This is a genomic window from Haloquadratum walsbyi J07HQW2 (assembly GCF_000415985.1).
Lineage (GTDB): Archaea > Halobacteriota > Halobacteria > Halobacteriales > Haloferacaceae > Haloquadratum > Haloquadratum walsbyi_B.
This window is the reverse complement of the sequence record NZ_KE356561.1, coordinates 1,226,628-1,241,129: the sequence shown is the minus strand read 5'-3', so window position 1 is coordinate 1,241,129 and position 14,502 is coordinate 1,226,628. Positions and strand designations below refer to the sequence as shown.

13 protein-coding genes are annotated in these 14,502 nt (G+C 46.1%); 7 read left to right on the top strand and 6 right to left on the bottom strand.

Features of this window, described 5'->3' with window-relative positions; genetic code table 11:
* Nucleotides 1-174 precede the first annotated feature (174 nt).
* Both J07HQW2_RS05605 and J07HQW2_RS05600 read right to left on the bottom strand, forming a co-directional pair.
* Nucleotides 175-363, bottom strand: a complete 189-nt coding sequence (locus J07HQW2_RS05605) for a DUF8178 family membrane protein (RefSeq protein ID WP_021054445.1) — start codon at nucleotides 361-363, stop codon at nucleotides 175-177.
* A gap of 116 nt (nucleotides 364-479) precedes the next feature.
* Complete coding sequence (locus J07HQW2_RS05600) at nucleotides 480-1,136, bottom strand: DUF1684 domain-containing protein (protein WP_021054444.1); 657 nt, start codon at nucleotides 1,134-1,136, stop codon at nucleotides 480-482.
* Nucleotides 1,137-1,361: 225 nt separating this feature from the next.
* Here J07HQW2_RS05600 and cmk point away from each other — a divergent pair, with 225 nt between their 5' ends.
* Both cmk and J07HQW2_RS05590 read left to right on the top strand, forming a co-directional pair.
* The gene (cmk, locus tag J07HQW2_RS05595) at nucleotides 1,362-1,976 is read left to right on the top strand and encodes a (d)CMP kinase (protein ID WP_021054442.1); all 615 of its coding nucleotides are present in this window, start codon (nucleotides 1,362-1,364) and stop codon (nucleotides 1,974-1,976) included.
* Between the two features lie 136 nt (nucleotides 1,977-2,112).
* Nucleotides 2,113-2,517 (top strand): DUF8072 family protein, encoded by a 405-nt coding sequence (locus J07HQW2_RS05590; protein WP_021054441.1) that lies wholly within the window; start codon nucleotides 2,113-2,115, stop codon nucleotides 2,515-2,517.
* Nucleotides 2,518-2,823: 306 nt separating this feature from the next.
* On the opposite strand, the gene J07HQW2_RS05585 is transcribed toward J07HQW2_RS05590, so the two are convergent.
* Nucleotides 2,824-3,753, bottom strand: coding sequence for a DMT family transporter (locus J07HQW2_RS05585; protein ID WP_048075507.1), 930 nt, complete (start codon nucleotides 3,751-3,753; stop codon nucleotides 2,824-2,826).
* A gap of 307 nt (nucleotides 3,754-4,060) precedes the next feature.
* On the opposite strand from J07HQW2_RS05585, the gene J07HQW2_RS05580 reads away from it, so the two are divergent.
* Nucleotides 4,061-4,813, top strand: a complete 753-nt coding sequence (locus tag J07HQW2_RS05580; RefSeq protein ID WP_048075165.1) for a ribonuclease H family protein — start codon at nucleotides 4,061-4,063, stop codon at nucleotides 4,811-4,813.
* A gap of 140 nt (nucleotides 4,814-4,953) precedes the next feature.
* On the opposite strand, the gene J07HQW2_RS05575 is transcribed toward J07HQW2_RS05580, so the two are convergent.
* Both J07HQW2_RS05575 and J07HQW2_RS05570 read right to left on the bottom strand, forming a co-directional pair.
* Nucleotides 4,954-7,200, bottom strand: a complete 2,247-nt coding sequence (locus tag J07HQW2_RS05575; protein WP_021054438.1) for an NADP-dependent malic enzyme — start codon at nucleotides 7,198-7,200, stop codon at nucleotides 4,954-4,956.
* 113 nt (nucleotides 7,201-7,313) lie between these two features.
* Complete coding sequence (locus J07HQW2_RS05570; RefSeq protein ID WP_021054437.1) at nucleotides 7,314-8,423, bottom strand: M24 family metallopeptidase; 1,110 nt, start codon at nucleotides 8,421-8,423, stop codon at nucleotides 7,314-7,316.
* A gap of 413 nt (nucleotides 8,424-8,836) precedes the next feature.
* Here J07HQW2_RS05570 and J07HQW2_RS05565 point away from each other — a divergent pair, with 413 nt between their 5' ends.
* The 4 genes from J07HQW2_RS05565 (at nucleotide 8,837) to J07HQW2_RS05550 (ending at nucleotide 12,483) form a co-directional block, all read left to right on the top strand.
* The gene (locus tag J07HQW2_RS05565) at nucleotides 8,837-9,673 is read left to right on the top strand and encodes a COX15/CtaA family protein (RefSeq protein WP_021054436.1); all 837 of its coding nucleotides are present in this window, start codon (nucleotides 8,837-8,839) and stop codon (nucleotides 9,671-9,673) included.
* Between the two features lie 238 nt (nucleotides 9,674-9,911).
* Entirely contained in the window at nucleotides 9,912-10,811 is a 900-nt protein-coding gene (locus J07HQW2_RS05560; protein ID WP_021054435.1) for a transporter substrate-binding domain-containing protein, read from the top strand.
* Nucleotides 10,812-10,901: 90 nt separating this feature from the next.
* Nucleotides 10,902-11,756 carry an amino acid ABC transporter permease gene (locus J07HQW2_RS05555; protein WP_021054434.1) on the top strand — a complete coding sequence of 285 codons (855 nt, stop codon included), beginning with the start codon at nucleotides 10,902-10,904 and terminating at the stop codon, nucleotides 11,754-11,756.
* A complete protein-coding gene (locus J07HQW2_RS05550; RefSeq protein ID WP_021054433.1) occupies nucleotides 11,749-12,483 on the top strand; it encodes an amino acid ABC transporter ATP-binding protein in 735 nt (244 codons plus the stop codon). The genes J07HQW2_RS05555 and J07HQW2_RS05550 overlap by 8 nt, the downstream gene beginning before the upstream one ends.
* A gap of 288 nt (nucleotides 12,484-12,771) precedes the next feature.
* Here the strand turns inward: J07HQW2_RS05550 and J07HQW2_RS05545 are convergent, their stop codons facing one another.
* Nucleotides 12,772-14,322, bottom strand: coding sequence for a replication factor C large subunit (locus J07HQW2_RS05545; protein ID WP_021054432.1), 1,551 nt, complete (start codon nucleotides 14,320-14,322; stop codon nucleotides 12,772-12,774).
* Nucleotides 14,323-14,502 lie beyond the last annotated feature (180 nt).

The window sequence follows — 14,502 nt, the reverse complement described above, 5'->3', positions numbered from 1 at the left end:
GAATACGTAAACAGGTACAACGGTCAGCACGACTCCGTTCGACCGCTGGAACTAGAGTAGCCTGTGTTTAACTACTATTAGTAGCTGTCTCACTCTACGAACATTGGACGCCGCTTTCGTGATGTTCGTACACTTCTTCGCGCAAATGTATGGATAGAAAGCTGGCCTCGGCACTCATACCGCTGGACCACTCTCTGAGGTTCCAACGAGCCATGTTCCATATACGAGTAGTGCAGCTCCGGGGAGAAGTGCATACGTGAACAACTCTCCAATATTTGGCAGCACTGCCGGTAATAAGAGGATTGTCCCAATGATCATAAATATCGCACCGATGAGCATTCGTCGGTTGCCGAGAAGTCCCATGTAGAAGGGATGCAAACCAGCGAACATGGTATTTGCGTTTTCTTAATTCTATGTATGAGCAATAATTCATCTATTCCATCGTTAAAATATGACAAATTCTGGCGATTACTATTCAGTCACTCGGTGAATACCGCTGTATCCCCCGTCCAGTCCTGCTCACCGGCCCGCACAGGAATATCAAGCCAGTTTTCCTCTGGTGGTCGTGGACATGAAAAAGCATCATTATATGCACAAAACGGCGTATATGCAAGATTAAAATCAATCACGACTGTCGAGCCATCCACAACTGATTTATTTGGGTGTAATTCAAGATACCGCCCACCAGCGTATGTTTCCTGCCCAGTCGTCTTATCACGAAATGGAACGAATAATGCTTCATCCTGATCGTCTGGGCGCTGTCGATAGCCAATGAGTTCATGCGTCGTGCCTCCCCGTTCAAATTTGAATTTGACGACACGAACGTATCGGACTGTCTCACCGGTTGAGGTTTCCATCGGGACTGGCTCATATTCCACGCAATCTGATGAATTCTGTTGCTGTTCATTAGCAGCTATATCTGTCTCATCGTCATCAGGATCAATATCAAGCGTTTCTGCTGTTGCTGTGATGCGCCATGATGAATCTGGCTCAAAATATGATAACCCATCAAATGTCTCACGCGCACTATCCGAAAGCGGCGATTGTGGGTGAGAGTCAAAGAATCCATCTTTCTCATCTCGATTGGCACGCAATTCAGTGATGTACTCGGTATCTGTTGAGTTATGATCGTCCATTAGTATAATTGATATACTCGATCAAGTCAGTAACTACTGACGATCATAAATCAAAAAAAGTATTTGATCTACATGTCTGAATGCGAATTGATATTTCAAGTATAATTGAGATGGCATATTTATTTGAGTTATACATTCGATTATTTACACTTAATACTGTACACTTGAAATTTTATCGTATGTATTTCCACGGGTTTTTTACGATGACGGGAATCCTCAAATACTATGACAGACAAGAGTGCCTCAACCTCGCGGTCAGTTGATAGTAATCTCTTCATTACAGTCTCCGGACCGCCGGGTTGTGGTGCCACGACTCTCTGTGATGGGCTATCAGAGGCGCTTAATTGTGGATATGTCTCTGGCGGGGACATCTTCCGAGATCTTGCTGATGAACGAGGCATGTCTTTATCCCAGCTAATTGCGAAGAGTGACGAGACCGACGACATTGACCGCGCGCTTGACCGTCGACTCCGGACAATTGCAGAAAAATGGGGTGCAGCAAATAATCCATTCATTCTTGAAGCACGTCTTGCTGGATGGCTTGCTGGTAATCGTGCAGACCTTCGCATCTGGCTTGACGCACCGGATGAAGTTCGCGTTGACCGAACGAGCGATCGTAAAGAAATGGAGGCTGAAATGCGTGTTCGTGAGGTAAGTGAAGCTGGTCGGTATAAATCATATTATAATGTTGATGTTTCCGATCAATCGTTCTATGACCTCTCAGTGAATACTGCACGATGGGGAAAGGATGCGACACTTAAGATGGTACTAACTGCTATCGATGAATACGAGCCAACCGGTGATGAAGGCGCATTCAAGACTGATGACATAGCGGTATGATGAATTAATATCGTTATCATCACTTGTGGAATAATAATTCTGTTGAGAATTCTCAGTTTATCTCTATATGAGTGTGTTCTCTTCGTCGAATAGCCGACAATAATTTTTGAATCAATAACAAACATATTGATTGACAATGGCTGAACTGAACCCGGTGGCGAAACAAATTGATAATGTCTCTCCGGCGCCTATCCGGCTATTGTTATCGGATGGAAGCTCAGGTGTCTTTAAAATGCAAAACACCGAGTTTTTACAAGCGGAATTTCAGGCTGAGGGACATCGTATTGATGACGAATCGGCGTATCGATTTATTACGAGTGACGATGGTGAAGAAATTCTTGCTGGACGTCGCAGCGACTCTACAGACGAATGGACGCTTGTCGGTGAAGTACTTCAGGCTGAGGCAGTTGATGAGGATAGTGTTGATCATACCAGTGAGAGTGATGCTGAATCTGATACCGACGCCAAATCAACGACTGAAGAAACAGAAGAGATTACACTTGACCCAGAGAACGTCAACGAGGTGAATATTGAGGATTAACTCATACCGGTTCTGTCTGCTACGACCCTGACTGAACGCATTCAACTAATTTGACGCCTTTTAGCACTGATTCAGATAAATATCTAATGTTTATCACCAGACGAGAACAGACATGGGGTTCAGTTCTAATTAAAATATGAAATATGTTTTATAGTTGTAGCTAACGTATCGTTGTACTAAGTGTATCGATGCGAAAACACGTGTGTCTGAGAATTGAAAGACATGCGAATTAATTTTTTAAATTTTATCTACTCAGTGATGAGACACTCAATCTTGATATTGTATTCATAACGTGATATATTGATCTTACAACTGAGTGAGTACCTGACGAATCTGTGGGAGTTCACTACGGATTGCATCCCGTTTCAGAAGCACGAATCCAGCAAAGATGACAATGAAACCAATGACTGTCGCTATTGTTGGAATCTCGTCTAAGAACACCCACCCAGCTAGAGCTGCAAATACCGGCGCAACATATGAAACAAGATTGATTTCAATCGCCCCAAGTCGTTTTAATAATCTAAAATAAATCAGAAATCCGAGTGCGCTTGCGACCAGTGCGAGATACGCCAGAGCAAGGATTGCCTCAGTCGTCCACTCAATTGCGGTGAATGATTCACCCAATAAGAAACTAATAATATGCATCAGTGCCGCTCCACCGAGCATTGACCAGGCTTCCATCGTTTCAATTGGTAGGCTAGCATCAAGTCGACGTGTTAGCACCGACCCAAGCGCGAATGCAGTTGCAGCAGTGAAAATAAGTAATTTAGCTATAGCCCCTCTAGCGACGATATTCTGTGGGTCTGGCGATGAGAGAATAATAACGCCGATGAGACCAAGAACCACACCAAAGAATCCAATGAAAGTGAGCCGCTCTGCCGGGAGAAACACACGAGCAAGTCCCGTTGTGAGCATCGGACTGAAACTTACAATAACTGCAGCAGCCGCAGAGGTGACTGCCGGATCGGTTTCGCCGATGAATAATAATGCATGGTATCCAGCAAAAATCAACGTTGCACCAGCGCCAACACTCGCCCATCCTGCCCGTGTCCTTGGTACTGGTTGGTTGGTCTTACGAAGGGCGTATCCGAGCATAAGAATACCAGCAATGTCGTATCGTAGTGCCGCAAAGAGAACTGGTGGAATATACGCCAATCCAGCCTTAATAGCCATGAATGCCGACCCCCACGCGCCCGCGAGAATAATAAACAATACAATCGTTTGATACCGTGTCACATGTGTGCTCATATGGATGACTGTCTGAATATTGTACTCTGCATTTTCATTTTCATTACCTGGGGTAATTATATATTCTGTTTGATTGAGAGACTGTTCGTCCTGAAAGGGTGGTATTGAACTCACACTATCTCACTGAGAAAAATATCATCAGTTAGGATGATTGACTCTCAAACAATGAGCACCATCGATTTGTTCTTTAGTTGATTGCAGATGACTGAATCAAGCGAAGTAATCCGGAATAAAGCGCGGCGCTTTGTCTTGTTTCGACAGTATATTTATGATTACTCGTTCACTAACAGTGATTATGGGCGCGCACGGTCGGCGAACGCTCCGTGACTTGTTTGATGACTCTCCAACACCCCACATTGCTCATCCACCACAGACACATCATCGACACTTCTATGTCGCGACTGATGGCTCGTATCGACGTAATGGTGGTGGACTTGGTGCTGTCATCGAGACACGCGATGGAACGCGGGTTGCGCGAGTATCTCTCCCTGATGTTGCACCGGATAACAATGTTGCTGAATATCGTGCACTCCATCTTGGGCTTGATGTTCTTGCAGCGCGTACTCCAGCAGACGTTCGTGTTGGTGTTCTTGTTGATCATGATGACTTAGCTGCGACAGTGAACGGTGAGGTCCTTGCTGCCGGAGATCCTGAATGGCGACCCGTCGATCCATACTGTGTTCCTCCTGGAAGCGAGCATCACTGGCGGGGAATCCGCGCTCGGATTGCTGGCTTTGAATCACTTCGCGCAGCTCGCATTGATGGTCGTGAAAACCCGGCTCATCCGCTTGCGAATGCACCACATGAGTATGGTCATGTTAATCACCGCAAGAAGCGATGTGTTATTCCAGACGCAACGTATACTTCAGATTCTATCAGCGAACAACGGATATCTCCATCACAATCAGTACGTGAACGACAGCGCACGCAGACAGAATCAGCAGTGTCGGCGCATACATCCACTGGTCAATCTCATAGCAGTGATAGCGACGATGATGATATTCCACCACCATCGCGCTTTGAGGGACGTGGATACGCGAGTGATTAATTCATCATAACCCAACATCCTGAGTACTGAGTACGTAATTAACCAGATTATATCGATATCCGATGGATATGATCTAACTGTTCGTGGTTTGTTCTATCGGGAAATTGGAAATTGTAGTATGTGATCTGTGGCGCGGACTGTCAGTCGTTCTGTGCGTCAACGACAGCAACACCGGCTAAATTCACAATATCTTTGACTTCGTCACCGCGCTGAAGCACGTGAACAGGTTTGTCCATTCCAACGAGCATCGGACCAATGGCTTCTGCACCACCGAGTCGTTGGAGTAATTTATATCCAATATTTCCAGCCTCAAGATTTGGGAAGACTAAGACATTCGCTGGATCATCGAGTTCTGAGAAGTCATACGTCTCTGTAAGTATATCTTCAATCACTGCAGTGTCGGCTTGCATTTCTCCATCGACCGGGAAGTCAACTGCAGGATCGTCATGCAGCGATGCGACAGCATCCTGTAATTTCTTTGTCCCCTCGTTTTCCACACTCCCGAAGTTTGAGTATGACAACATTGCTGCTCGTGGTTCAATATTAAACCGTCGAGCAAGATTTGCTGTGTGTTTAGTAATCTCTGCCAACACATCTGCTTCCGGTGCAAGATTGACTGTCGTGTCGGCAGCAAACACGACCTGATTCTTGAACGTAAGGAGATACACACCAGCAGCGTAGTTTGCCTCGGGTGCGGTTCCGATTACCTGCAATGGGGGACGAAGTGCTGATGGATAATGATGAGTGAGCCCAGTTAGCATTGCATCCGCATCACCCTCTTCGACCATGATGCTCGCGAAATAATTACTATTGCCATGAATGAGCTCTTCAGCTTCGTTTCGGGTCACTCCTTCTCGACGTCGTAGTTCATATAATCGATCAGTGTAGTGATCCCATGTTTCATCGCTCGGGTCAACAATTTCAGGACCGAATTCAAGTCCTAATTCATTCGCCGTTGCGACAATTTCTGATTTATTACCAACAAGAATTGGCTGTGCAATATCTTGTTCATACATCTGATGGGCTGCTCGGATAATTTTCTCATCATGTCCCTCTGCTAGCGCGACGCGTTTTGGATTGGACTTTGCCTTATTCAGGACAACGCGCATCATCTCACGGGACTTCCCAAGACGAGCCTCAAGTTGTTCTTCATAGACAGCCGTATCAGTATCACGCCTCGCACATCCCGAGTCAATAGCCGCCTGTGCAACCGCTGGGGCGACCTCAAATAGAACTCGAGGGTCAACTGGCTTTGGAATAAGATACTCAGGACCAAACTGCAGCGGTTGGTCACCGTATGCCTTCACAACAGCATCAGGAACATCTTGACGAGCAAGGTCGGCAAGTGCCTCAGCAGCGGCACGTTTCATTGCCTCATTAATCTCAGTCGCGCGGACATCAAGTGCCCCACGGAAAATAAACGGAAACCCAAGGACATTGTTCACTTGATTTGGATAATCAGACCGACCAGTTGCCATCACGACTGTGTCATCACGAGCTTCTTTAGCTTCCATATACCCAATTTCAGGGTCTGGATTTGCCATTGCAAAAACAATTGGATCCTCAGCCATCGAAGCAACCATTTCCTGTGAGACAATTCCACCGACCGAAAGTCCAACAAAGACATCTGCTCCTTCCATTGCCTCCGAGAGCGTTTCTTCAGGAATATCTGCTGCGAACTCTGATTTGTATCTGTTGAGTGACTCCCGATCGGAGCTAATCACACCGCTTGAGTCACACATTGTAATATTCTCTTTTTTAGCACCAAGTGAAACGTAGAACCGGGCTGTCGAAATTGCTGAGGCACCAGCACCTGAAAAGACAATATTTAGCTCAGAAAGATCTTTTCCAACGATATCAACAGCGTTCAACAGCGCTGCGCCCGAAATGATTGCTGTTCCGTGTTGGTCATCGTGGAACACCGGAATGTCCATTTGCTCCCGGAGTTGGGATTCGATTTCAAAACATTCTGGTGCTTTAATATCTTCAAGATTTATTCCACCGAACGTTGGCTCCATTGCACTGACCGAATTAACGATATCTGTTGGATTTGTCAGATCAAGTTCGATATCAAACACATCAATATCGGCAAATCGTTTGAATAAGACGCCTTTGCCTTCCATAACTGGTTTCGATGCTTGTGCCCCGATATCACCAAGTCCAAGCACGGCACTCCCGTTTGAGACAACGCCAACGAGGTTTCCTTTTGCAGTATACTCATATCCACGAGATGTGTCTTCGGAAATATCTCGACATGGTGCAGCTACTCCAGGTGAGTATGCAAGCGAAAGGTCGCGTTGTGTGTTTGTTGACTTCGTCGTTGAAATCTCGAGTTTGCCAGATGGTTCGTCGCGATGATATTCACGAGCGTCATCTTCCAGTCCCATACTCGCGGGACGAAGCCAGGATTCAAAAAACTGGCTGTCGAAGCGTATTTCGACAGATAACGAAAGATATACTCAAAACTGAGTGACTTCTTTCACTGATAAAAATGCAAATATCATGTTGAATCAAGTACTTTGTGTCGGTCAATGCCAAACGAACTCTGACAGGACATGACACGCTGTGTTGGCCAGCTGCCAGTTATTGAGACTATCTCTATGCTATCATCTATCAGTAACGCCGTATCTTCTGATTTTGCCTCTCGAAAAGTCGGATTATATGCGTATGCGAGTGGTGAGTTGATTTTTTCATCACTATCAGGTGTTGCAATCCATTCTCGACCTGCAAAGCCTGTTGCACCTCCATGGTGGTGTTGGCGCCATTCCTCTGAGTCTCCAAGTACCTCATACGCGTCAGTGATCGCATCAAATACATCGGCTGCAGTTCCATCGCTTCGTGCTGCCTCTCGAGTAGCGTCGAGCGCTGTCACTTCAATCCGCATAGCGATATTATGATATTCACGAAGTTGGTTTAGCACTGACTCCTCAAACGCTATCGCTCGTGTCGCACTCACATGTCGCCCGTGACGCTCCGCTGTCACTGATATTACTATATATGAGCCCACTGTCGTTGTGGTTGGAGTAAAGTGACGATACGTTGATACACGATCATGTCCGCCAACAAGAACAACTGGTGTCTTGATACCACGCTCAGCATGTGTAGCTTTGATTGCTGTTGCCACCTCTCGTTCTGTATCGCCCGGGTTGACTTTCTTTGCAACCCGCTCAATCGTGGCCGCTACTTCATGTGATAACTCTCGATACGGCTGTATATCGCTCGCTGCGAGTGGTCGACGGAACTGACTTCCATCGACCTGCTTGGTATCCGGTACGTCAAAGTCTGCTACACTCGCTTTTGTTGTGTGCATCGCAACAGCGGTAGCAAGTGACTGTTCGTACCAATCATATGACATAATCGTGAATTCATCCGGGAGTTCCTCATCACGGAGTCTAGCTGCCTCAGTATTGTTAGTGATACAGACAAATCCATCAGTTCGTGTGTATCCGGCAGCGGCAACACCAATCATGGTGGTGTGGTCGATAACATTGCTTCCACCCGTCAGCCATGCAAAGTTTCGCGGGCGTGCAAACCAGATCCCGTCAACCGATTCAGTATCAAAAAACGTTTCAATCGTATTTTGACGATATTCAAGCCGATCCATGCTCATATGATTATCATTAGCGTATCCATCTGAAGTATATTGACTATTTCAAGGGTGGTTTATATCAAATATGTTGATCCATTAATAACAAATGACAGTCATAAGTCGACTGTGGTAACTTACCCGTTCGCCATTTATTACGTTCGTTCGTCGCAGTCAGGACTTCCATAGCTCAACTCACTCGGATGTTACATTTGTCTAACCTGATGTCGGGATAAGATCCATTTCTACTACGATAACACTCACAGGGAATTGATCCATAAGAAACACTTCGAACTAGATCATTGTAATCTAGTTCAAAAGTGTGAACATATCTTGAGTTATTAATTATATACTATTTAATAATTGATGAATCAGTCCCCACTTATATATCAACAGCGAAAGAGCGATTCAAGTAATTGTAGCTTAGATACCTGAGTATGGCTGTTGGTATACGACTTCGTCGGCTTATTTCCGCTTCAACACTTCTCACAGGGGTGTTGATGGTCCTCGGTGTCTACACTGCGGCTGCAGGTGCTGGATTGACCTGTGCTGGTCGGTGGCCTTTCTGTGACGGTTATCTTGGTCTTTTCCCAGCAAACTGGAGCAGCTTTATCGAATGGTTCCATCGATTTGTTGCGATGATAACCGGGTTCATGATTCTTGGGACAGCTATCACAGCATGGCGACGTGGCATTGAACGCCGTATTCGGGTTGCTCTTGCTGGCGCGACCGTATTGTTACCCTCACAAATTATTCTTGGAGCACTGACAGTCACGACGTATGAATGGGTAGTTCTAACAGCGCACTTCCTCACCGCCTCGTTGATCTTTACTGGGGTCGTGCTTGCGACTGTTTGGAGCCAGCCTGTGGTTAATCAATCCAGTCTCTTCCGAACAGGGACGCTTGCTGTGGTTGCTGCCCCGATCCTTATGCTCCTAACACCTCACGCGTTCATTATATTTGACCCGACCGTTCAATCAGTCTACTACGGAGTCGGGCTGATGGTATATACAGCTCTCATTACTGTAGCAGCATGGGCACCCACCGTGGTTGACAATTCAATTTCCGCATTGCGTGCACGCGTGACAGCCAGTCTTGCGGCTGTGACAATGATCATTTTACTTATTATTGGACGTCAGGTCTACGGTGGGATGTTACAGTACCTTTCGATGGGTGGTACTTTGATTATTCTTGCTCTCGCTATTGGTGCTACTATTATCCTGCGAGAAAAGGATACTCAGCTACCTTCTCGCGGTATCCCGGGCAGTGATTGATCACGAATACATTTAGATTCACATCATCAATCAATAATAACTACGCTGCCAATCTCCGCATCAGACCTGTTGTATGTCACCACTGTTTCTGGAATTTGAATAATATACTTACATATATCAATATATTAAGATTCTTGCCGAACGTTTGGTAGATACGTGCATACGTTTGTGTTTCAACCGGCTTATTGTTCGTTGAACCGATGCTTTGTTATAGTCCTGGAAAATACCAATCGATAGCATGGACAGACGTAGCTATATAAAATCCGGCGCTGGTGTCATTGCTGGCGGTCTTATTGCAGGATGTGCGGGATCAGATTCTGGATCGGACTCAACGGCGACTACCACTGAGGCTTCGAGTGAGACAGATGCATCGATGGAAACTGATACTGCCACTGCGACCGCAGAATCAGTTGTTCCGTCAAATGTTGTTATTGGATCTGACATTCCATATCGACCTTTTGAATATGAAACAACAAGTGGCGAACTAACTGGCTTCGATGTTGATATCGCACAAGCGGTGTTCGAAGAGCAGCTTGGTGTCAGCTATGAATTTAAGCCGACAAGTTTTGATTCAATCATTCCATCATTAAATAATGGGAATTTCCGCATTATCATGTCGGCAATGACAATTAACGAAACTCGCGATGAGAAAGTTGATTTTTCCGACCCATATTTCACCGCATATCAGACCATCATTACTCGGGCAGATAGTTCAATCAGTTCACGAGCAGATCTTGAGGGCAGTGTCGTCGGCGTGCAAAAAGGTACAACTGGTGCGAATGCTGCAGAGGAACTCCAATCTGAGTTTGATGGAAATATTGAATTAAACCAATATGACCAGATCACCGGTGCGTTTTCAGCCCTAAAGAATGGTCAGGTCAATGCAGTAATCAATGATAATACGGTGAATGCCGAATTCGCAAATCAAGAGGATAATATTGAATTTGTCGAAGGCGAGGGTGTTGCAGCTGAATCCGATCAGGACGCACCCCCATATCTGACGTTGACTATTGAGAACTACGGCATTGCATTCCGACAGGATGATACTGAGTTCCTCGAAGAAGTAAATGAGGCTCTTACAACAATTAAGGACAACGGCACATACGACGAGATTTATTCAGAGTATTTCTCAGGGTGATAGGTGCACTACATTGAACTACGGATCTGTTGACCACGAACTACGATACACACCCACACTTCCCGCATACGCTTTCGTTGCTATTCAATAATGGCTGATTCATACTCAGGCGCGGCTTCAGACACGGAGACAGGTACGGATACGCAAACAGTCGTTGCAGATGATCGATTCCTGGATGACGCGGTTCTCAAACGCGTTGGTGCTGCAGTGTCGAGTCTGTTTGCACTTGGTGTTGTGTTATTAATCACGTATATCCTGACATCACAGGTTAATTATGGGTTAATCCCGACAATCCTCCCACAGTTTATTGAAGCATATGGGCTTGTACTCGGGATTGTTGTCACTAGCAGTGTGTTTTCTGTTATTGCGGGTATCTTTGTTGGATTAGCTCGCGTATCAAAAACAACTGTAACACGAGGAATCTCGGCAGCATATGTTCAATTCTTTCGCGGCACACCATTGTTATTTCAGATCTTCGTGGTTTATTTTGGTATCCCGACTCTATGGCCGGGAACCTTTCCGATTCAGGGGTGGGGACTCCCTACCGCGGTGATTTCACTGACGCTCAATCATGCTGCATATGTCGGTGAAGCAGTCCGTGGCGGTATCGGTGCGGTCCCAGACGGTCAAATGGAGGCTGCACGGTCACTTGGTATGGGATATATTCAAGCAATGCGTGAAGTTGTCATTCCGCAAGCATGGCGAAATGCCCTCGCAGCTATCGGTAATGATCAGATTATTTTGGTAAAAGACACTTCGTTACTCACTGTAATTGCAATTCCAGAGCTTATTCAACAGTTCCGCGATGTCAATAGTGCAACGTTCGATCCATGGACACCACTTTTGCTGGTAGCAATCGCATATCTCTCGATTACTGTTCCGATGGGGCAACTTGTTGAGTATCTCGAAGCGCGTGCGGACTGGGGTGGTGATACGAATGGATGACGCACTGTTACAGTTTGATAATATTGATAAATACTTTGGAGAAACACACGTTCTGAAAGATATTACACTAAATATCGATAGTAGCGAAGTGTGTGTCGTTGTTGGTCCCTCTGGGTCAGGTAAATCAACACTACTGCGATGTGCCAACCGTCTTGAAGAGATTCAGAACGGTGAAATACGTCTTGATGGGCAGTCGATCTCAGCACCGGACGCCGATGTCAATCGACTTCGCCAGCGGATTGGAATGGTGTTTCAATCATTCAATCTGTTCCCACATAAGACAGCACTCGAAAACGTCACGCTTGCACCAACAAAAGTCAGAAGCCTTCCCGATGAGGAGGCAACACAGCGTGCTGAAAATTTACTTGATGAGGTTGGTTTGCTTGATCAATCATCATCTTATCCCAATCAATTATCTGGCGGGCAGAAACAACGTGTCGCTATTGCCCGTGCACTTGCGATGGATCCCAAAGTCATGCTTTTCGATGAGGTGACAAGCGCTCTTGACCCGGAACTTGTCGGAGAAGTGCTTGGTGTAATGCGAGATCTTGCGACTGATGGTATGACCATGATGGTGGTTACTCATGAGATGGGATTCGCTCGTGAAGTCGGTGACCGTGTCGTATTAATGGCTGATGGTCGAACTGTCGAAAGCGCTTCCCCAACCTCATTTTTCGATAGTCCATCGACTAAACGCGGACAACAATTCCTCTCAAAGCTACTCTAATATATCCCTGAGTTATGACAGAAATGCCCAGGTAAGTAGCAAATACGCTATGCCGGGATCATATGCATCTTATATTACAACCGGAGAGACTGCTTGGCGCTCTCATCAAGCTAGAACCGTGTTGCATCTGATATTGAATATTCTATATATCATAAGAGACTCGCACTTCTATTTTCATACGTGCTTATTGTTTCACTTCACTGTCAATCGTTGCTCGCATATCGACTGCATCTATCCGCTAGGAGTCGATTGTTCGTTAAGATTGTAGTCTTGTAACTCAAACAGGTATTACATGAATTCTGAAAGACCAGCTTGACTGTCATCATCATCAGCATCCGCATCTACACTTGCGTCCGCATCAGACGCTGACTCTGTTGCACCGGCGTCTGCGTTCTCTGTTTCCGATTGTCCATGATTTTCAGTGGCAGCATTACCCACAGTGGTGGTCTTATGCTTGTCTTCAGTGTTATTACGAGACGCTGTCCTCTCACTATCGTCCACAGGCTGATCTGCTTTTGTCTGCTCTCGTTCTGTCTCGGTAAATGCACTCCCAGCGTGCGCCTCGATAGCTTCTGATTGACGCTCGCTTGCATCCTCGACAATTGAAGCTACTTTCTTCGTTGTTTCACCACTGCCTGTCACATACGATACACCAGCCTCATCAAGCTCATACCACGCTGCCATATCAACAGTTAGCGACCGTGGCTTGCATAGACGTGTTATTGCAGTCAGAAACGGCATCACTGCTGTGCGGGCTGTCGCCATCGAAAATCCACCGGTCCCTGCAACTTCACGTACTATCTTATCTCGGGTAGAATCACGTGTCGAACGATATGGGGCACCACCGTACCGCGTCCATCCGCCTCGCTGTGTTTCACGAGCAGCTGCAACCCCTCCAGCGAGATTATCAGTTGCATACCGCCACCAGCGATAATTGTAATCAGTTGCATACACGCGGTTTGTCCAGACATCTGCATTCGAGAGAAACTCATAGGCTCGTGCTAACTCAGCACCATCATACACTAACGGTGCCTTATCTTCAATCCACTTCAGAAGATCATCAGGCGTTTCATCTACATCATATGAATTCTGAAGTGCTTCTTCAGCCCCGTCTTCTTTTAATACACTGTCAAGGAATGAGAAGATATCCATTGCTTGGTCGCGACCGCCTGTCATGACATCGTCAACAGTGATCTTATCACTGCCCTCAACGGTTGTTTGTAGATCCTTAATTGCCGCACGGAGGTCACCGCTGTTTGCCTCGGCAATCTGTTTGAGTGCTGCTTGCTCAAATTCAATATTTTCTTGTCGGAGAATATTTCTCAACACAGGCACAATTGAACGGGCGGAAATATCACGAAATTCAATCTCCTGAGCAGCATTACGTAAACCTCTTGACATATCATAATACTCATTCGCGATTAGAACGATTGGCTGACTCGCATCCTTCAACAGGGTTGTAACTGCCTGTTTACCTCCACGATCATACTGATAATGTATGTTATCAGCTTCATCCATGATGATCAGTTGTCGAGCGCTTACACCTCCATTCGCAGCACCAGCGAGGGTTGCATTTTTTGCTGCTCGTCCGGCAAGTCGCTCGATTACATCGCTTGTCCGCTGGTCAGAAGCGTTGAGCTCGACGGTCTCCCATCCCATGTCGTTTGCAAGCGCGTGTGCGGCTGAGGTCTTTCCAACCCCAGGTGCACCATGAAGAACGACCGGTTCACGGTGCTCATCCCAAGATTCTGCCCATTCAACGAAATCATCACGGGCAGTATCATTTCCTCGGACTGCCGATAACGTCGATGGTCGGTACCGCTCGGTCCAATCAGTCATATTGTATTGATGGGGTGGATATGATAGTCCAGCTCTTTATTTGATCACTGATAGCAGGACAAAAATTGGCACAATCCAAATCATCAAACGACCAGAGTGACCTCTTATAGGAATTTGTCGAGCAAGCCATATGTATAAATAGAGATGAGTAGGACACACAAGATGGTATCGGACGGTAAC

Coding starts and splice junctions, on each gene's coding strand:
- J07HQW2_RS05605 (WP_021054445.1), bottom strand. CDS start 363: ATGGGACTTCTCGGCAACCGACGAATGCTCATCGGTGCGATATTTATG.
- J07HQW2_RS05545 (WP_021054432.1), bottom strand. CDS start 14,322: ATGACTGATTGGACCGAGCGGTACCGACCATCGACGTTATCGGCAGTC.
- J07HQW2_RS05570 (WP_021054437.1), bottom strand. CDS start 8,423: ATGAGCATGGATCGGCTTGAATATCGTCAAAATACGATTGAAACGTTT.
- cmk (WP_021054442.1), top strand. CDS start 1,362: ATGACAGACAAGAGTGCCTCAACCTCGCGGTCAGTTGATAGTAATCTC.
- J07HQW2_RS05590 (WP_021054441.1), top strand. CDS start 2,113: ATGGCTGAACTGAACCCGGTGGCGAAACAAATTGATAATGTCTCTCCG.
- J07HQW2_RS05580 (WP_048075165.1), top strand. CDS start 4,061: ATGGGCGCGCACGGTCGGCGAACGCTCCGTGACTTGTTTGATGACTCT.
- J07HQW2_RS05600 (WP_021054444.1), bottom strand. CDS start 1,136: ATGGACGATCATAACTCAACAGATACCGAGTACATCACTGAATTGCGT.
- J07HQW2_RS05550 (WP_021054433.1), top strand. CDS start 11,749: ATGGATGACGCACTGTTACAGTTTGATAATATTGATAAATACTTTGGA.
- J07HQW2_RS05565 (WP_021054436.1), top strand. CDS start 8,837: ATGGCTGTTGGTATACGACTTCGTCGGCTTATTTCCGCTTCAACACTT.
- J07HQW2_RS05555 (WP_021054434.1), top strand. CDS start 10,902: ATGGCTGATTCATACTCAGGCGCGGCTTCAGACACGGAGACAGGTACG.
- J07HQW2_RS05560 (WP_021054435.1), top strand. CDS start 9,912: ATGGACAGACGTAGCTATATAAAATCCGGCGCTGGTGTCATTGCTGGC.
- J07HQW2_RS05575 (WP_021054438.1), bottom strand. CDS start 7,200: ATGGGACTGGAAGATGACGCTCGTGAATATCATCGCGACGAACCATCT.